The sequence below is a fragment of the Streptomyces sp. NPDC015171 genome (assembly GCF_043079545.1).
Taxonomy (GTDB): Bacteria; Actinomycetota; Actinomycetes; order Streptomycetales; family Streptomycetaceae; genus Streptomyces.
In genome coordinates this window covers 783,562-801,079 of record NZ_JBIBUO010000002.1, presented here as the reverse complement: position 1 = coordinate 801,079, position 17,518 = coordinate 783,562, and the positions used below count along the sequence as shown (strand labels likewise).

Genomic DNA, 17,518 nt, shown 5'->3' with positions numbered 1-17,518 from the left:
TGATCGGCTCGGACTCCATCACGTGGAGTGCGCTCGAAGTCAAGAGCGGCAGGTCTCGCGGTACGGCACGGACGGGAGGTACCGGTGCCACTGCGCGCGGGTGACCTGGCCGGCCCGCGCGCAGATCGCGGCCGCCGCCCGCCCCGGCGCCAACGGGAGCACCCGGTCCGGGAGATGGGGTGTGGCGATGTGCAACTCCGCGCCGCCCGGGCCGAATCCCACGGCGAGGACCGGGCCGTCACCCGCCGGCAGGGTCGCGGCGGCCGGCCGCGGCCGGGCCGTCTCCCATGTCTGCACGGCCCCGTCGGCCGTGCTCGCCGCGAGCGCGGATCCGTCGGCGGAGAACGCAAGGGCGGAGGTCACCACGGTGGCACCGGCCGGTCTGAGGACGGCGGTCCTGCGCCAGGTGCGCGCGTCCCACAGCGTGAGGCGGCCCTTGCCGTCCTCGGCGGCGAGCAGGCGCCGATCGGGGCTGAAGGCGGCCGTGCGCAGCAGGTCCTCCCCCGTGACCCCGCCGGTGTGCCGTCTTCCGGTGGCGATGTCCACCAGCGTGCCCTCGTGGGTCATCGCGGTACGGCCCGCGGGGTCGACCGCGAGGGTGTTCTCCCGGCCGACGACCGGAGGTCCGTGGGCCGGGACGGGCCGGCCGCGCACGTCGAACGCGGCGCGGCCGGCCGGTCTCGCCCGCCAGTCTGGGCCCGTCAGCCCGTGCAGCGACAGGGTGTGGACGACACTGGTGCGACCGCTCTCGCGGTAGCGCAGGACGTCCGCCGCCGGATCCAGCGTGAGATCACCGAGCGTCGAACCCGCCACCGGGTAGGTGAGCAGCGGCGCGCGCGGGCCGCCGTCCGCGGGGGCGGCGAGGTCCGTGCGCCACAGGGAGAGGGAACCGGACGTCCAGGTCAGGGCGTACGCGCCGTGGAAGGCCACCGCGTGCGCGCCGCCCGCGACCGGCAGCCGGGGGCGTTCGCGGCCGGTGTGGAAGTCCCAGGTCACGATGCCTTCGGAGGTGGCGGAGGCGACGGCGCGGCCGTCGGGGGTGAAGACCAGCTCCTCCCCCTCGCACAGCAGGCGTCCGGTCGAGCGGGGCGGGCGAGCGGCCAGCAGCCGGCCGGTGGGGAGGTCGAGGACGCGCAGCCGGGTGCCGTCGTGCCCGCACCAGGCGAGGTGGCGTTCGTCCGGGCTCGGCAGGGGCGGCGGGCCGTCGTCCTCGCCGTGCGCGTAGCGGTACAGCACGCGCCGGGTGTCCAGGTCCCACAGCTCCAGGACCGCACGGTCGCCGTCCGGGTCGTGGGCGGGGCGGCGGACGAGGAAGGTGCGGTCGGTCGGCCCGAAGCCGCCGTCCGTGTCCTGCGAGGTGCCGGTGGGCAGCCGCCGGGTGCTCCCGTCGGCGAGCCCGCGGACGAGCGTGCCGCTGCCGCCGGGTGCCGCCTGGGCGATCAGCCGGCCGTCCCCGCTGACGGCGATCACGTCCTCGGACAGGCCCGGACGCCCGACGGAGCGGATGCGCCGGTGCGTGCGGACGTCCCACTGCACGGCCCGGTCGTGCGCCACCGCGGTGAGCACCCGGCCGTCGTCGCTGAGCCATGCGGGTGCGTTGAGCGCCCGCCCGCCCTCCTCGGGCTGGGTGAACACGTCCTGCTCGCTCTGGGCGGCGGCCGTACGCAGGGCGGTCCGGGTCTCCGGGAGGTCGGCGGCGGACCAGGCGGCCAGTGCCAGGCGCATCGCGGTACGCGGGTCGGCGGCTTCCAGGGTGCCGGCGAGCGCGGCGACCCGGCGGGCCTCGGCCTGGTCGCGCTGCCGTGCGTTGACCCCGCTCTGCCGCCAGGCGACCGCGCCGGTGGCCAGGGCCAGACAGAGCAGCGCCGCGAGGGCGGCGGTCAGGCCGCGCAGCCGCCGCGCGGTGCGGACGGCGCGGCGCAGGGCCCGGTCGTCCGCCGCCACGCTCGCCGCCAGGAAGTCCCGCTCCGGGCCGTTCAGCTCCGCCGCCCTCTCGTCCGCGTGGAACAGCTCGCGGGCCTCGGTGAGCCGGACGCCCCGGTAGAGGGCGCCCGCGTCCCGGTCCAGCTCCCGCCAGCCGCGGGCGGCTTCGGTGAGCCGGCGGTGGGCGCGCAGCCGCGCCCGGTCGGCGTCGATCCAGCCGCGCAGCCGGGGCCAGGCGTCGAGGAGGGCCTCGTGGGCCAGGTCGACCGTGCCGCCGTCGACGGTCAGCAGCCGGGCGCGGACGAGCCGTTCGAGGACGCGGGCGGTGGTGGCTCCGGTGCCGAGTTCGGCGCGGTCGACCGGACGGCGGGTGTCCTCGGTGCCGTCGCCGGGGTGGACAAGGCGCAGCAGCAGGGCACGGACGGCGGCGGCTTCGGCGGGCGTGCAGCGGGTGTAGAGGTCCTCGGCGGTGTGCGCGACGGCGCCCCGCACCCCGCCGACGGCTTCGTAGGCGGCCAGGGTCAGGGTCCTGGCGGTGCGGCGGCGCCAGACCTCGCGCAGGGCGTGGGCCATGAGGGGCAGTCCGCCGGGCTCGCCCGCGATGTCCTCGACGATCCGTGCGGTCAGGGCGCGTTCGACGACGAGCCGGTGCCGCGCGGCGGGCCGCACGACCGCCTCCCGCAGCTGCCCCGCGGACATCGGGCCGAGCAGCACGGTCGCCTCGCCCAGCGCCCTGGCCAGCGCGGGGTGGTCGGCGCAGCGGCCGTAGAAGTCGGCGCGCACGGCGAGCACGACGCGCAGCCGGGACCCGGGGTCGAGCCCGGTGAGCAGCCGGCCGAGGAACAGCTCCCGCTCGGCCGGGTCGGCGCAGAGTGCGAAGAGTTCCTCGAACTGGTCGACGACGAGCAGCGTGTCGCCCGGACCGTCGTACGGGGTGAACAGGGCCTCGTGGCCGCCCGGGCGGGGGCCCGGGGTGAGGACGCGGATCGCGGCCGGGCGCGCGCCGGGGTCCGCGCTCTCCCGCAGCGCCGGGATCAGTCCGGCCCGCAGCAGGGACGACTTGCCGCTGCCGGAGGCGCCGACGAGCGCGCAGAGCGGGGTCCGGCGGACCCGGCCGGCGAGTTCGGCGACCAGGTCGTCGCGGCCGTGGAAGTGGTCCCGGTCGGCGGTGTCGAACCGGGCGAGCCCCGGATACGGGCCGCCGGGCCCGTCCTCGGCGGCGGGCACGCCGGCGGCCTCGGCGGTGACCGCGCGCCAGCGCCGCTCCCACCGCGCCGGGTCCCCGCCGCACGCGGTGACATAGGCGAGCAGCACCGGCAGGGTCGGCAGCCGCTCCCCGGCCGCGGCGGCGGACAGCGTGGGCCCGGAGTAGCCGGCCCGGGCCGCCATCGCGCGGTAGGTCGGCGTGCCCGCCTCGTCACGCAGCTTGCGCAGTTCGTACGCGAACCGCTGCACCGCTCCCGCCCCCGGGTCCAGCGGCTTCTCCCGGCGCCCCATGTCCGTCTCCCCCGTCGACAGCGACGTCCTCCACGCTAACAACGCCGGTACGGGAATTGATCGGTGAGCCCCGGCGGGGCTGCCCATCAATCGTCCGCCGCGTGGACTCCTCGGTGCACAGCGGCGCCGCCCTCCTGCGGGGCGCGCTCTCCCCACCCGCACCGGAGCCCGCCATCGCCACCCTGCACACCCCGCGGACCGTGCCCCCGCCGGCCGTCACCCGCCCGCCCCGCCGGTCCTTCTCCCCCGTCGCCCCCGTCGTGCTCGCGCTCGCCCTCGGTCTGTGGGGCGTGCGGCGGGGCGGCAGCCTGTGGCGGGACGAGGCGGTGACCTACGACATGGCCCGGCGTCCGCTGTCCGGCCTCGGCCGCACGCTGGAGCACGCCGACCTCGTGCACGGCCTGTACTACCTGCTGATGCACGGCCTGTTCCGCGTCTTCGGCACGGCCGATCCGCTGCTGGTGCTGCGGCTGCCGTCGGTGCTGGCGACCGCCGCGAGCGCCGGGCTGCTCGCGCTGCTCGGGGCACGGCTCGCGGGGCAGCGGGCCGGGGCGGCGGCCGGGGTGGTGTTCGTCCTGCTGCCGCCGGTGCAGCGGTACGCGCAGGAGGGCCGGTCGTACGCCCTCGTCTGCGCGCTGGTGATCTGGGCGTCGTACCTGCTCGTCCGGGCCGTGCGGGTACGGACCCGCCGGGCCTGGGCGGCCTATGCCGCCGCCCTGCTCGGCGCCTGTCTGCTGCACGAGTTCGCGGTGCCGGTACTGGCCGCGCACGCCATGGCGGTGCCGCGTGCCGTCCGGCGGGCCTGGGCGCCGGCGGCCGGCGCGGTGGCGGCCGGTGTGGCTCCGCTCGCCGTGGCGAGCGGGCGGCAGTCGGAGCAGGTGGCGTGGATCGGCGGCCTGGGCGCCGGGGCGCTGCTGGGGTTCGCCGGGGTCGCGCTGCTCGGCGCGGCCTGCGCCGCCCTGCTGCCCCGGCGGCGGCCGGACGGCCGGGTGGGCCTGGTCGCGCTGGCGTTGCCGCTGTGCGTGCTGCCCGGACTGCTGCTGATGCTGGCGTCCCTGGTGAAGCCGCTGTACGTGGACCGGTACGTGCTCTACGGCCAGGACGGGACCGCGCTGCTGGTGGGTGCGGCCCTTGACCGGCTGGTGCGGGCCGGGGTCAGGTGCCGGGCCTGCGCGGTACTGGCCGCCGGGGGCGCGCTGGCGGCCCTGCTGCCCGTCACCGTCCATCTGCGCACACCGGCCGGCCGCCTGGACGACGTCACGGCCGTGGCCGCTGCCGTCCGCTCGGCGGGCCGGGGCGCGGACGGGGTGCTGTATCTGCCCGGCAGGCGCCGGGTGTGGACGTTCCTCGACCCGGGCTCGGTCGCCGGGCTGCGCGATCTCGCCCTGGAGCGCGGACCGGCGGACTCGGGCACCCTGTACGGCGTGGAGGCGGCGCCGTCCGCCGTCCGCGCCCGCCTGCGAGCCGCGCACCGGGTGGTCGTCCTGCGCGACCCGGCCGGACAGCCGCAGGGCACCGACCCGCGGGACGCGGTGAAGCTCCGGGTGCTCGCGGAGTCCTTCGAGGAGTGCGGGACCCGGTCCGTGCGGGGTGCGCGGGTGAGCGTGTACGCGCGGCCCGGGCGGTGCTGAGCCGCGCGGCGGCACGGCCGGGCTATACGGGGCGGACCGCCGTGTGCACCGTGTACGCGCCCAGGATGAACACGTCCGGCCGGACGTGCACGCTCGCCGGGTCGGCGGGGTCGGTGAGCCGGTCGAGGGTGGTGCGGTCGTCGGCGTCCAGGGCGTCGCCGAAGCCCGCGCGCAGCCGGGACAGATGCGTGGCGACATAGCCGCGGGCCCGGTCGGTGGCCGGTGCGGGCAGGTCGAGCAGGAAGGTGCGGGTACGGGTGTGGCCGAGGCCGGCGGCGGTCAGCAGGGCGGGCCAGTCCTCGGTCTCGGCGACGGAGCCCGGCAGGTCGGCCCGCATCCGGGCGAACCACTCCGCCTCCAGCGCGTCCAGCCGGGCCTGCAGTCCGGGCCGGCCGATGCCGATGTCACGGGGCAGGAAGCGGGAGGGCAGGCCGCCTTCGAGGAGGGCGAGGGTGCCGCCGGGGGCGAGCCGCTCGGCGAACGCGGCGAGCCCGGCGCGCTGGTCGCCGAGGTGGTGCAGGCTGCGGCTGGCCCACAGCAGATCGGCGGGGTAGTCCAACGAGTCGAGCACCTCGGGCAGTTCACCGGCGAGGGTGCCGAAGCGGTCGGCGACATCCTGGCGGGCGGCCCGGGCGCGGGCGCGCTCCAGCAGCGGCGCGGTGCCGTCGACGGCGACGACCCGGGCTCCGGGGAACGCCTCGGCGAACAGGCAGGAGACGACTCCGGGGCCGCTGCCCGCGTCCACGATCAGCCCCGGCTCGGTCACCTCCTGGGCGAGCCAGGCCATGGCCCGCTCGTAGACGGGGCTGAACAGCTCCGCCTGCGACTCCAGCAGCGGGCCCATCTCGTTCCAGTCGATGTCCGTGCCGTTCCCGTGCCCGTGCCCGGTGTGGTGCTGGTCGTGGTGGTCGTGCGCCATGCTGGTCAGCCTCTCGTGCGGGTGCCGACAGGGTGCGACGGCGCACCGGCCGAGGGCCAGCCCTGTTGCCGATCCGGCAAACCGGGATGCCGGTACGGCCACCCGGCGGCGGGCCGGCGACCCGGCCTTCGCCGCCCGCTGGGACGTGCCGGCCCGGACGGCCGTACCGGCGAGGACGCCCGAGGCGCCGTCACACCTGTGGTCACGGCCCCGCTCGCCCGTGCGTCAGCCGCCGCCCCGCGACCGGGAGTCGACGGGGTCCGTCACCGGTTTCCGGAAGGCGCGTACGGTGAAGTGCGGGTCGGCGCGCGGGCGGTCCTGGTCGGGGAGTCCGGCCAGCCGGGCGGCGAAGTGCTCGGTGCGCGGCTCGCCGGGCGGCAGCTGGGTGAACCAGCCGCGGCGCAGGTCGGCGATGGTGCCTCGGGGGCTGCGGCCCTGCCCGGTACCGCGGAAGGAACCGTGCCCAGCGGGTCTGAGGCCGTGCCGCCCGGCGTGCGCGCGGACCGTGTCGGCCGCGTCGGCGGCGGGGCGTCGCGGGCGGCCCGCGAGGACGGCGTCGATGTCGCTGCCGACGTCGTGCGCTGCGGCCTTGTCGACGGTGGTGACGTACACCCCGCCGGGGCGCAGCACGCGGGCGCACTCGGCGACGACGGCGCGCACGTCCCCCGGGGCGTCCAGCAGATGCAGCAGCCAGACGGTGGTGACCGCGTCGAACGTGCCGTCGGGGAAGGGCAGCCGGCGGCTGTCGGCCCGCACGATGGTGCCGGGCAGCCGGGCCGACGCCATACGGACCATGGCGGGGGTGAGGTCCGCGCCGGTCACCCGCAGCCCGGGGCGCGCGGCGGCGAGCCGCCGGGTCACGATCCCGGTGCCGCAGGCGACGTCGAGGAGCCGGCCCCGCCCCTGCGGGATCAGGCCGAGGACGGTCTGTGCGGCGGCTTCGGCGCGGGCCTCGCCGCCGCGGGACAGGTCGTAGTCGCCGGCTTCCTTGTCGTAGTCGAGCACATCGTTCAGTGTGCCCCGTGGCCTGGGGCGATGTCCTCCACCCTGCGGGCGAGGGAGAAGTCCTTCGCGGTGACGGCGCCGCCCGCGCTGTGCGTGTTCACGCTGAGCCGGACGGTGTTGTAGCCGAGCGTGAGGTCGGAGTGGTGGTCCAGCTCGTCCTGGATGCCGGCGATGTGCACGACCAGCGCCGCCGCGGCGAAGTGCGAGCCGAGCCGGTAGGAGCGGACGAGGCGGTCGTCCTCCACCGACCAGCCGGGCAGTTCGGCGAGCCGGTCCTCGATCTCCTTCTGCGACAGCGGTTCGACGGCCATGGCCGGGCTCCCTTCGGTGCGTGTCCCCGTGCGGGGGGTGACGGTACGGATTCAGCGTGCCACGGCGGCGCGGCGGGCGGGCACCGGCACGGCGGCCGGCCCGCTTCGCCCGCCTCCGGGACTCGTTGCCGGCCTCCGGCCTCGATTAGGGTCGGCGGCATGACCCTTGCCGCGACCGGACCCGCCGTCAGCGCCCCCGCCGCCGTCACCGGCAAGGGCGTCGGCCCGCTGCTGCGCGCCTGGCGGGAGCGGCGCCGGATCTCCCAGCTGGAACTGGCCCTGCGCGCCGACTCCTCGGCGCGGCACATCAGCTTCGTGGAGACCGGCCGGTCCCGGCCGAGCGAGGAGATGGTGCTGCGGCTCGCCGAGCGGCTGGACGTGCCGGTGCGGGAGCGCAACGCCCTGCTGCTGGCGGCCGGTTACGCACCGCGCTTTCCGGAGACCCCGCTGGACGATCCGGCGCTGGACGCGCTGCGCGACGGCATGGAGCGGCTCATCCGGGGCTACGAGCCCTATCCCGCGCTGGTGGTCGACGCGGGGTACACGGTCGTCGCCGCGAACCGGGGCATCGCCATGCTGCTGGAGGGCGTGCCGGAGAAGCTGCTGTCCCCGGCGCCGAACGCGATGCGGCTGACGCTGCACCCGGAGGGGCTGGCGCCGCGCATCCGGAATCTGCGGGAGTGGCGCGGGCACCTGCTGGCCCAGATGGAGCGGGAGATCGCCCTGCACCGCTCGGACCGGCTCCGCGCCCTGTACGAGGAGGTGGCGGCCTATCCGGTGCCCGAGGAGCCGGCCGGCGCGGAACCGGCGGAGCCCGTGGCGTACTTCGCGCTGCCGATGCGCATCGAGCACGCCGGCCGGACCCTGTCGTTCGTGTCCTCGATCTCCACGTTCAACACCCCGATGGACGTGACGGTCGCCGAACTCGCCATCGAGACGTTCCTGCCGGCGGACCCCGCGACCGCCAAGTACCTGCACACCCTGGCCGGTTGAGGCACCCGGCACGGTTCCTCACCTCGGGCACGTGTGCGAAACGCTCACACATGACAGACTGCGTTCCGCGTATCGGCGCGTAGGGGAGGGCGTGGCGTGAGTGAGCGGCGGGCTGCGCCCACCGTGGGTCAGGTGGTGCTCGGCAAGCGGTTGCAGGAGCTGCGGGAAGCGGCCGGGCTCAGCCGTGAGGAGGCCGCCCGGGTCCTCAGGGTGGCGTCGGCGACCGTGCGCCGGATGGAGATGGCCGAGGTCGCGCTGAAGATCCCCTACGTCCAGGTGCTGCTGACCACCTACGGGGTGTCCGAGGAGGAGGCCGGCGCCTTCGTCGGGCTGGCCGAGGAGGCGAACCAGCCGGGCTGGTGGCAGCGGTTCCACGATGTGCTGCCGGACTGGTTCAGCCTGTACGTCAGCCTGGAGGGCGCCGCCCGGATCATCCGGTCCTACGAACCGCACTTCGTGCCGGGGCTGCTGCAGACCGAGGAGTACGCGCGGGCCGTGATGGAGGCGGGCACGATCGGCCAGACCTCGCCCGAGTCGGTCGAACGGCATGTGTCGCTGCGCATGGAGCGGCAGCGGCTGCTGGACCGGGAGGACCCGCCCCACCTGTGGGTGATCATGGACGAGACGGTCCTCAGACGGCCGGTGAGCATACGGCCCGAGGTGCTGCGCGACCAGCTCGACCGGCTCCTCGAGTACGCCGTACGGGACCGGGTGACGCTCCAGATCGCCGAGTTCGCCGCGGGCCCGCACCCGGGGACGTACGCGCCGTTCACGCTGTTCCGGTTCGCCGAGCCCGAGCTGCCGGACATGGTGTTCACCGAGTATCTGACCGGCGCCCTCTACCTGGACTCGCGCCGGGAGGTGTCCGCGCACCTGGAGGTGCTGGACCACATGACGGCCCGGGCCGCGTCCGCCCAGCGCACGCTGCGGCTGCTGAGGGAGTACCGCGAGGGCCTCTGACCCCGGCCCCGGCCCGCGGTGACCCGTACGGGTCTGCGAACAGGTGCGCGGCGGGGACCGCCCCTAGGTTGAGTACGGGGTGAACCTAGGGAGCGTACGTGACCGACACCCAGATACCGCCCGGGGAGGCCTGATGCCCTCGGACGCGGTGTTCTACCAGGCGGCGGCCCTCTGTCTGACCTACCCGGACGACGATTTCACCGCCCGGCTCCCGCTGCTGCGCCAGGCCGCCCCGCAGCTGCGCGCGTTCACCGACCACGCGGCCCTCACCCCGCCGCGGGAGCTGGCCGCCCACTATGTGCGGGTCTTCGAACCCGGGAACCGGCACAGCCTCTATCTGAGCTGGTGGCGCGACGGCGACAGCCCGCGGCGCGGGACGTCGCTGGTCCGCTTCGAGGAGGTCTACCGCCGGCACGGCCTGGAGTGCGGCGGCGAGGAACTGCCGGACTTCCTGCCCGCGGTACTGGAGTTCACCGCGCGGACCGGCGACACCAGCCTGCTCACCGAGCATCGCGACAGCCTGGAGCGGCTGCGGGCCCGGCTGGCCGACTACGGCACCCCGTACGCGGGCGTCCTGGACGCGGTGTGCGCCACCGTGCCGCCCGCCTCCACCGCAGCGCGCCGCTGACCGTGCTCCCGTACGGCCCCTGACGTACGGGTGCCGCGCCCCGGCCGGGACGCGGCACCCGCGGTGTCCGGGCGTCAGGCCAGCTCGGCCGTCAGGGTGATCGTCGTACCGGCCAGGGCCTGGCTGACCGGGCAGTTCTTCTTGGCGTCCTCGGCGGCCGAGGCGAAGCCCTGGGCGTCCAGGCCCGGCACCTCGCCGCGCACGGTGAGGTGGATGCCGGTGATGCCCTCGCCGGGCTGGAAGCCGACGTCGGCCTTGGTCTCCAGCCGGGTGGGCGGGGTCCCGGCGCCGGTCAGGGCGTGCGAGAGGGCCATGGAGAAGCAGCTGGAGTGGGCGGCGGCGATCAGCTCCTCGGGGCTGGTCCTGCCGTTCGCCTGCTCGGCGCGCGAGGCCCACGTGACCGGCTGGTCGCCGATGCCGGAGGAGTCGAAGGCGACGACGCCGTTGCCCTCGATCAGGTTGCCGTTCCAGACGGTGTGCGCGGTGCGCGTGGTTGCCACGTTGCTTCCTTTCGCGAGTGTCGCGGTCCGGGGTTGCCTTCCCGTGACCCCCTATCCGATCACATCCGGGCTCATCGCACTCTGAAGACCGGCCCACGCGGGGTGAACGGAAGGTGACTTCCCTGCGGGATCAGATAGGCGTGTTCCCTGCGCACGCGCAGCACGTCGCACCAGCCGTCGGTGATGACCAGCACCGGCGCGGCCGGCGGGAAGTCCTCGGCCCGGTGCAGCAGATCGATGCCGGGCTGCAGGACCGTGCCGCCGCGCCCGTGCACCCGGACCCGGCTCGCGATCTCGGTGACCGGCAGATAGCCGGCGTCGTGCGGGGCGGCGTCGCAGAACACCACGCGGGCGGCCGGTACGTCACGGGCCTCGGCGTAGGAGGCGATCGCGCCGAGCGCCTTGCCGAGCAGGGTGCGGTTCATGGAGCCGGAGGTGTCCAGGACCACCCCGAAGGTGCAGCGGGCGACCTCCTCGGGCGGGAAGTACCGGCCCGCGCGCGGGATGGCGGGGGTGGACGCCTGGCGGCGGGCGGGCCGGGCGAAGGACCGGACGGGTTCCGGGCGCGGGACGAACTCGTCGAACCAGCGGGCCAGTCGGGCGTCCCAGGGCAGCGGCGGATGGCTGAGGGCGCGGATCTCCTCCACCAGCCCGCCGGGCAGGAAGCCGCGCTCCTGCGTCCGGTGCAGGTCCAGGCCGCGGGTGAGGCCGCGGCGGTAGAACTCGTCCAGGTCGGCGTAGTCGCCGGCCGGGCGGATCGGGCCGCCGAGGACGTCGCCGACGCCCTTGCCGCGCAGGGTGGCGAGACGGCGCATCCGGCGCAGGTCGGCGGTGATCCGGTCGTAGACCTCCTCGGCGGACAGGCCGGCCAGCCGCGGGTCGTGCAGCAGCCCCTCGGGCATGGTGCCGACCCGCATCTCCACCAGCCAGCCGTTGACGACGTAGTCGCAGGCGACGTTGAAGAGATAGGGGTCGCGGGTGCCGCAGCGGTCGCCGTGGCGCAGGGCGGCGTGCAGCATCTCGTGGGCGAGGATGAACCGCCACTCCTCGTCCTCGAAGCGGCGCAGCGGGTTGACGTAGATCTCGCCGGCCTCGGGGTCGACGGCGGCGACCTGGATGCCGTGGGCGTGGGCGAGTTCGGCGTCGGCGACCAGGGTGATGCCGGCGGCGATGCCGCCGAGCAGCGGGTAGGAGGTGATGAACCAGCTCAGGGCGGCTTCCCAGGGGCGCTGTGCGGGCCGTTCGCCGTCCAGGGAGTCCCGGCGCCCGCCGGCCATGTCCATCGCGGCGGAGACGGTCCGGGTCAGGGCGGTGGCGAAGGCCAGCTGCCGGTCGGGGACCGGGCCCTGCCAGGGCAGCCATTCGGTGAGCAGCTGGTCGGGCCGGTCGCGCGCGGTGCCGCAGTGCTCGTAGGCGGGCGGCAGGCCGTGCGCCCGCCAGCGGGCGGCGAGCCGCTCCTCGTCCCCGTCGGGGTAGCTCGTGGGCAGGTCCTCGGGGGTGGTGCCGACGGGGAAGCCGAGCAGGAAGCGGTTGACGACGACGCAGCGGGCGGCGAGGTCGTGGCGGTCGGGCTGCTCGCGCGCGCCCTTGGCGGCCGGCAGGTGGCCGAAGCCGAGGTGGAGGGCGGCGTGCGCGAGCGCCCACGCCCAGGCGCCGGGTTCGGCGAGCCGGTCGGCGCGGGCGTGCACGGTGCCGTCGGAGTCCACGACGAGCAGTCCCTCGCGCGGGGCGACGGCGCAGTTCTCGGCGCGGCAGGTGCTGAAGTCGACGGCCGCGAGCGCCGGGTTGGCGCGCAGCAGCCGCATCCCCTCGGCGAACGCCTCGCCCGCCAGGTCCCGCTTCTTCTTCTGCGGGGGCCGGTTCACCGCCGCGCCTCCACCAGGCGGGGCATGTCGCGGGCGGCCTCGACCAGGAACCACGGCGGCAGGACCGGGTTGCCCTCGGCGTCCGGGGCGATCACGGTCTGGGCGACCTCCACGGAGATCTCGGCGAGCTGCACCAGCAGCGACTTGGCGCGGTAGGCGATCTGCCGGCCGTTCGCCGACATGTGGTCCTTGGAGACGGGCAGTTCCTTGACGAGCCGGCCGCGGAAGGACTCGGCGAGGTAGTACAGCAGGTCGCGGTCCTGGAGGCGGTGCGGCCAGCGGGCGTCGCCCTTGAGGATCGCCTCGATCCCGAACCGGCTGCGCACGACCTTCGCGTAGCCGCAGAAGGCGGTGGCGTGCGCGGGGGTGAGCGTGCCGTGCGCGAGGACGTCCAGGGTCGGCTCGTCCAGGCCGGTACCGAAGGAGTGCAGGGCGTCGGAGAGCATGTGCCAGGAGCGGGGCGTGGAGAACGGCTCCTCGGTCTTGGGCGGCTTGGACCACAGATGGTCCGGCCGGTCGGTGAGGTGGTCCACGATCCACGGGTGGATGCCGTTGCCCCCGGCCCAGGCCAGCCAGTCCGTGGCGGACACCTCCAGGTGGACGTGGGCGAGCCGGTTGACCAGGGCGGAGGCGAGGGGCCTGGCCAGGGCGTTGTCGGTGGAGCGGTTCCCGGCGCCGATGACGATGGACCCCGCCGGCAGTTCGTAGCCGCCGATGCGGCGGTCCAGGATGAGGGAGTAGAACGCCTTCTGCACGTCCGGGGACGCCGCGTTCAGCTCGTCCAGGAACAGGCAGTACGGCTCGTCCCGCGCGATCGTCTCCGGCGGGCAGAACACCGAGCGCCCGTCGCGGATCTGCGGCACGCCGATCAGGTCCTCGGGTGCGAGCTGGGTGCCGAGCAGGCTCACGCACTCCAGGCCGAGGGAGTCGGCGAACTCCCGCACCAGGGAGGACTTCCCGATCCCCGGAGCACCCCAGAGGAAGACGGGCCGGACGGTGGCGAGGCCGAGGAGGAGTTCGGGGACGCGGGAGGGGGTGACGGTGACGGCAGCCTGCAACGCGAGGGGTCCTTACGGATGTTCGATACGTGTACGACCCGGACAGTGTGGTCCGTCGGGCCGTCCCCGCGCAGCCGGTTTTCAGGCGGCCCGCTCCTCCGGCACGTCCGTGCCGAGCGGTACCTGCGGGCCGTTCAGCTCGCGCAGCCAGCGCCGCAGCACCCGGTGGACGTCCTCGGCACCGGTCAGTTCCGCCCCGTCCGCGACCGGTGCGGACAGCTCGGAGGGGGAGAGCAGGAACGGACGGGACTGGGCGCCGCCGAGTCCGCCGTGGGAGCCGATCTGCTCCTCGAAGGCGAGGACCTCGCCGTCGGCGGGGTCATGGGCCGAGTTCACCATGATGTCCGCGGTGTGCGGGAAGGAGTGGGTGCGGCGCACGGCGTCGGCGGCGCCGGGACCGAAGCGGGCCAGCGGGCCCGGCTCGTCGTCCAGGTCGGCCAGCGGGATCTCGGCGCCGTGGGCGCCCAGCACCACGCCGCCGTGTGCGGCGCTGCGCACCAGCAGGAAGCCGATGCCGGGGTGGTTGGCGAGAGTGGTGAGCAGGGCGGGGTGGCGGACGTCGATCTCCTCCTTGGTCATCCGGTGCGGGACGTCCGGGAAGGAGATGAGGCCGAGGTTGCCGGAGGCCAGCACGATCGGCTCGGGACGGCGGGCCTGGCCGTGGTGCGCGCCCTTCTCCTCCACGGGGCGGCGCAGGGCGGCGCGGACGGCGGCGCGCGCCTCGGTGCCGCTGCGGGTGCGCTCGGCCCGCCGCGGCACGGGCAGTCCGCTGCCGGCCCGGACGAGGTCGCCGAGGGTGAGGCCGTAGCGGGCGCGGAACGTTTCACCGGGGCTCTGGCCGTGGTCGGAGAGGACGACGATCCGGTACGGGCGCGGGGCGTGCTCGGCGACGCGTTCGAGGAGGGCGAGGGACCGGTCGAGGCGCCGCAGGACCTTCTCCGCGTCGCGCCCGCACGGTCCCGAGTGGTGGGCGACCTCGTCGTAGGCGACGAGATCGGCGTAGACGACGGTGCGGCCGGCGAGCATGTCGCCCATGACGGCGGCCACGACGACGTCCCGCTCGACGACGGTGGCGAAGGCGCGCACCAGGGGGTAGAGGCCGCCCCGGCCGACCCGCGGGCGCTGTCCGCGCAGCCGCGCCCGGGTGGACTCGCCGATCTCGCGGGCCACCTCGGCGACGAAGGACAGGGCGGTGCGGACGGCGTTCGCGGGGTCGGAGAAGTAGGCGAAGTACCCGGCGCGGGAACGGTTCGCCCGGCCGCGGCGGCGGGTGGCGATGGACAGCACGAGGGCCTGTTCGCCGGCGCCGCCGCTGAAGAGGTTGCCGCGGCTGGCGCCGTCGACGGCGAGCAGTCCGCCGTCACCGGTGTGCAGCATGGCGCGGCGCTGCAGCTCGGCCGCGCTGGTCGGCCGGTTGCACACCATGACCTCGCCGCGGTCCTTCTCGTACCAGCGGAAGGCCGGCACGTCGAAGGTGCTGCCGTGCAGGATGCCGAGCTGGCTGGCGCCCGTCTGGCTCGACCAGTCGGTGCGCCAGGGGGTCAGGCGGTGGGAGGGCAGACCGGGGCCCGCCGCCGGAGGGCCGCCGCCGGCGGCGAGCCAGCGGCCCACGGTGGGCATCAGGCCCTTGCGGACCGCCTCCGTGAGGACGTCGTGGCCGACGCCGTCCAGCTGGACGCAGACCAGGCCGGGGGCGGTGGGGCAGGGCGGATGGGCCCGGCGGCCACGGGTGGCGAGGCGCTGCAGGCGGCGCCGGTAGGCCTCGTCGTCGCGGACGACGAGGGCCGCGCCGGTGGCGGAGGCGACCGCGGACATCACGGCGGCCACGATGACGGCGGTCTCCGGGGCGGCGTCGCCCCGGCCCGAGGGGTTGATGCGCAGGGCGAGCAGCAGCAGGGAGCCGTTGAGGAAGAAGACCAGCAGGCCGAGGAAGAACGCGGGGACGAGCAGCAGCAGCCGGACCAGGAGCGGCCAGACCACGGCGGAGAGGATGCCGAAGGCGCCGGCACCGCAGGCGGCGGCGACCGCGATCCGGGTGGCGCTGTCGCCGTCGGCGGACTGGAGCTGGAAGTCGGGCAGCACCGCGGCGAGGGCCAGCATGGTGACCGTGGAGACCGCCCACACGGCGATGCTCCGCCCGACCTGACTGGCGATCCGCCGCCACCGCACGCCTCGCACGCCCCGTACACCTCACGTCCCCGGCCGCCCCCCGCCCTCGGGCCGGGAGGGCCCCTCTCGCTTCGCCGGGGCGATCGAGCCCCGCTCCACCTTGTCATACGGACGCCACCGGACCGGCGGGCCGCCGGGAGAGGGGCCCTCAGCGTCCGTCGTAGCCGGCCGTCGGCATCGAAAGGCGGCGGTGCACGCGTGCCTTCATCTGGGCGTCGTACGACGGCTCGGCCCGCCCCACCGTCTCCACCCGTACGCCGCGGCGCGCGCACTCGGCGGTGAACTCCTCCACCGAGGACAGGGCCCTGCGCAGCACCCGGAGGCTGGGGGCGACGAACACGTCCACCCCGGACCGCACCCCGTCCCACAGCGCGCAATGGTCGAACCGCAGTCCGCCGACGAGGAGTTCCCGGGCGACCACATAGCCGTGCTCGGCGGCCCAGCGGGCGCACATCGCGTGCTGGCTGCGCGAGTCCACCAGGAAGGGGTCGGCCTCCAGCTCCTCCAAGGGCGTCAGGCTCGCGATGGCGGTGACCCGCACCGGCGTGGCCACGCCCGAGGCGCCCCGCAGCTGTCCCATGGCGTCCCCCTCACCTCCGGGTTTCGCCGCCGACCCTACTCCTGCCCGTAGGCTTCGGGGAGTCGCGTGAAGGAGGCGGAGAAGGTGCCGGTGGAGATCACCTGGTGGGGTCACGCCACCTGCACGGTGGAGGATGCGAACGTCCGGGTGCTCACCGATCCCCTGTTCGCCCGCCGGCTGGCGCACCTGCGGCGCCGCCTGGGTGCGCCGCCGCCCGCCGGGGCCCGCCGCGCGGACGTGGCGCTCGTCTCGCATCTGCACGCCGACCATCTGCATCTGCCGTCGCTCGCCGGCCTCGCCCCGGGCACGCGCCTGCTCGTGCCCCGGGGCGCACCACGGGCGGTACCCGGGCTGCGCCGGCTGCGACAGCTGCGCATCACCGAGGTGGCGCCCGGGGACGAGATACGCATCGGGGAGATGCTGATCCGGGTGGTGCCGGCGCTGCACGACGGACGGCGGCTGCCGGTGGGCCCGCAGCGCTCCCCCGCGCTCGGCTATGTCCTGGAGGGCGAGGCGCGGACCTACTTCGCCGGGGACACCGGGCTGTTCGACGCGATGGCCGAGCGGGTCGGCCCGGTGGACGCGGCGCTGCTGCCGGTGGGCGGCTGGGGGCCGTATCTCGGGGAGGGGCATCTGGACGCGGGGCGGGCGGCGCGGGCACTGGCCCGGCTGGCGCCGCGGGCCGCGGTGCCGGTGCACTACGGGACGTACTGGCCGATCGGCATGGACGCGGTGCGCCCGCACGAGTTCTACGCGCCGGGCGACGAGTTCGTCCGGCTCGCCGCGTTGGCCGCGCCGCGGGTGGCGGTGCACAAGCTGGGGCACGGGGAGAGCGTGCGGCTGGAGGTCGCGCGGTGACATGGCTCGCCGAGGCGTCGAGAACCGTGTCGCCCGAGTCGGCGCAGCAGGCGGTCGGATATCCGACGCTGTTCCTGCTGGTGTTCCTCGGGGCGTTGGTGCCGGTGGTGCCGACGGGTGCGCTGGTGAGTTCGGCCGCGGTGGTCGCGTTCCATCGGCCGGCCCCGTTCGCGCCGGCGCTGGTGTTCGTGACGGCCTCCCTCGCCGCGTTCCTCGGGGACATCGCCCTGTACTGGCTGGGGCGGCGCGGGATGCGGTCGAAGAACGGGTCGCGGTGGCTCGCGGCGATCCGGGCGCGGGCGCCCGAGGAGCGGCTGGCGCAGGCGCGCGGGAAGCTCGCCGAGCACGGGGTGGCGGTGCTGGTGCTGTCCCGGCTCGTCCCCGCGGGGCGGATACCGGTGATGCTGGCCTGCCTGATGGCGGACTGGCCGTCGCGGAGGTTCGCCCGCGGGAACCTGCCCGCGTGCCTCGCCTGGGCGGCCACCTACCAGGTGATCGGCATTCTGGGGGGCTCGCTGTTCGAGGAGCCGTGGGAAGGGGTGGTGGTGGCGGTCGCGCTGACCGTGGCGGTCAGCGCGGTGCCCGCACTCGTCCGCCGGTTGCGGGCCGCCGGCTGAGGCC

At 75.6% G+C, this 17,518-nt stretch carries 15 protein-coding genes; 6 read left to right on the top strand and 9 right to left on the bottom strand.

Annotated features, from left to right (window positions below; all coding sequences use genetic code 11):
- Positions 1-39: 39 nt before the first annotated feature.
- Positions 40-3,420, bottom strand: a complete 3,381-nt coding sequence (locus tag ACF073_RS08045) for a hypothetical protein (RefSeq protein ID WP_392067602.1) — start codon at positions 3,418-3,420, stop codon at positions 40-42.
- A 101-nt stretch (positions 3,421-3,521) separates the two neighbouring features.
- Between ACF073_RS08045 and ACF073_RS08040 the strand changes: the two genes are divergently transcribed.
- A complete protein-coding gene (locus ACF073_RS08040) occupies positions 3,522-5,051 on the top strand; it encodes a hypothetical protein (protein WP_392067601.1) in 1,530 nt (509 codons plus the stop codon).
- 22 nt (positions 5,052-5,073) lie between these two features.
- Here ACF073_RS08040 and ACF073_RS08035 read toward each other — a convergent pair whose 3' ends face one another.
- From ACF073_RS08035 to ACF073_RS08025, 3 genes are all read right to left on the bottom strand, one after another.
- Positions 5,074-5,970 (bottom strand): class I SAM-dependent methyltransferase, encoded by an 897-nt coding sequence (locus ACF073_RS08035; protein WP_392067600.1) that lies wholly within the window; start codon positions 5,968-5,970, stop codon positions 5,074-5,076.
- Between the two features lie 225 nt (positions 5,971-6,195).
- Complete coding sequence (locus ACF073_RS08030) at positions 6,196-6,975, bottom strand: methyltransferase domain-containing protein (protein ID WP_392067599.1); 780 nt, start codon at positions 6,973-6,975, stop codon at positions 6,196-6,198.
- Between the two features lie 5 nt (positions 6,976-6,980).
- Positions 6,981-7,286 (bottom strand): 4a-hydroxytetrahydrobiopterin dehydratase, encoded by a 306-nt coding sequence (locus ACF073_RS08025; RefSeq protein ID WP_392067597.1) that lies wholly within the window; start codon positions 7,284-7,286, stop codon positions 6,981-6,983.
- Between the two features lie 159 nt (positions 7,287-7,445).
- On the opposite strand from ACF073_RS08025, the gene ACF073_RS08020 reads away from it, so the two are divergent.
- The 3 genes from ACF073_RS08020 to narJ all read left to right on the top strand — a co-directional run bounded on the left by ACF073_RS08020 (position 7,446) and on the right by narJ (position 9,867).
- Positions 7,446-8,279, top strand: a complete 834-nt coding sequence (locus ACF073_RS08020; RefSeq protein ID WP_392067596.1) for a helix-turn-helix domain-containing protein — start codon at positions 7,446-7,448, stop codon at positions 8,277-8,279.
- Positions 8,280-8,375: 96 nt separating this feature from the next.
- Complete coding sequence (locus ACF073_RS08015; protein WP_392067595.1) at positions 8,376-9,239, top strand: helix-turn-helix domain-containing protein; 864 nt, start codon at positions 8,376-8,378, stop codon at positions 9,237-9,239.
- Between the two features lie 133 nt (positions 9,240-9,372).
- Entirely contained in the window at positions 9,373-9,867 is a 495-nt protein-coding gene (gene narJ, locus ACF073_RS08010) for a nitrate reductase molybdenum cofactor assembly chaperone (RefSeq protein ID WP_392067594.1), read from the top strand.
- A 74-nt stretch (positions 9,868-9,941) separates the two neighbouring features.
- On the opposite strand, the gene ACF073_RS08005 is transcribed toward narJ, so the two are convergent.
- The 5 genes from ACF073_RS08005 to ACF073_RS07985 all read right to left on the bottom strand — a co-directional run bounded on the left by ACF073_RS08005 (position 9,942) and on the right by ACF073_RS07985 (position 16,039).
- Positions 9,942-10,367 carry an OsmC family protein gene (locus ACF073_RS08005; RefSeq protein WP_392067593.1) on the bottom strand — a complete coding sequence of 142 codons (426 nt, stop codon included), beginning with the start codon at positions 10,365-10,367 and terminating at the stop codon, positions 9,942-9,944.
- A gap of 71 nt (positions 10,368-10,438) precedes the next feature.
- On the bottom strand, positions 10,439-12,172 hold the full coding sequence (locus ACF073_RS08000; protein WP_392067722.1) for a hypothetical protein: 1,734 nt from the start codon (positions 12,170-12,172) through the stop codon (positions 10,439-10,441).
- Positions 12,173-12,228: 56 nt separating this feature from the next.
- Positions 12,229-13,290, bottom strand: a complete 1,062-nt coding sequence (locus ACF073_RS07995) for an ATP-binding protein (protein WP_392067591.1) — start codon at positions 13,288-13,290, stop codon at positions 12,229-12,231.
- An 81-nt stretch (positions 13,291-13,371) separates the two neighbouring features.
- Positions 13,372-15,468, bottom strand: coding sequence for a phage holin family protein (locus tag ACF073_RS07990; protein ID WP_392067590.1), 2,097 nt, complete (start codon positions 15,466-15,468; stop codon positions 13,372-13,374).
- A 139-nt stretch (positions 15,469-15,607) separates the two neighbouring features.
- Entirely contained in the window at positions 15,608-16,039 is a 432-nt protein-coding gene (locus ACF073_RS07985; RefSeq protein WP_392067589.1) for a hypothetical protein, read from the bottom strand.
- A gap of 84 nt (positions 16,040-16,123) precedes the next feature.
- Here ACF073_RS07985 and ACF073_RS07980 point away from each other — a divergent pair, with 84 nt between their 5' ends.
- Both ACF073_RS07980 and ACF073_RS07975 read left to right on the top strand, forming a co-directional pair.
- A complete protein-coding gene (locus tag ACF073_RS07980) occupies positions 16,124-16,897 on the top strand; it encodes an MBL fold metallo-hydrolase (RefSeq protein WP_392067721.1) in 774 nt (257 codons plus the stop codon).
- Entirely contained in the window at positions 16,894-17,514 is a 621-nt protein-coding gene (locus ACF073_RS07975) for a DedA family protein (protein WP_392067588.1), read from the top strand. The genes ACF073_RS07980 and ACF073_RS07975 overlap by 4 nt, the downstream gene beginning before the upstream one ends.
- The last annotated feature ends 4 nt before the right edge of the window (positions 17,515-17,518 follow it).

Coding starts and splice junctions, on each gene's coding strand:
- ACF073_RS08045 (WP_392067602.1), bottom strand. CDS start 3,420: ATGGGGCGCCGGGAGAAGCCGCTGGACCCGGGGGCGGGAGCGGTGCAG.
- ACF073_RS08035 (WP_392067600.1), bottom strand. CDS start 5,970: ATGGCGCACGACCACCACGACCAGCACCACACCGGGCACGGGCACGGG.
- ACF073_RS08025 (WP_392067597.1), bottom strand. CDS start 7,286: ATGGCCGTCGAACCGCTGTCGCAGAAGGAGATCGAGGACCGGCTCGCC.
- ACF073_RS08020 (WP_392067596.1), top strand. CDS start 7,446: ATGACCCTTGCCGCGACCGGACCCGCCGTCAGCGCCCCCGCCGCCGTC.
- narJ (WP_392067594.1), top strand. CDS start 9,373: ATGCCCTCGGACGCGGTGTTCTACCAGGCGGCGGCCCTCTGTCTGACC.
- ACF073_RS08000 (WP_392067722.1), bottom strand. CDS start 12,172: ATGCGGCTGCTGCGCGCCAACCCGGCGCTCGCGGCCGTCGACTTCAGC.
- ACF073_RS07985 (WP_392067589.1), bottom strand. CDS start 16,039: ATGGGACAGCTGCGGGGCGCCTCGGGCGTGGCCACGCCGGTGCGGGTC.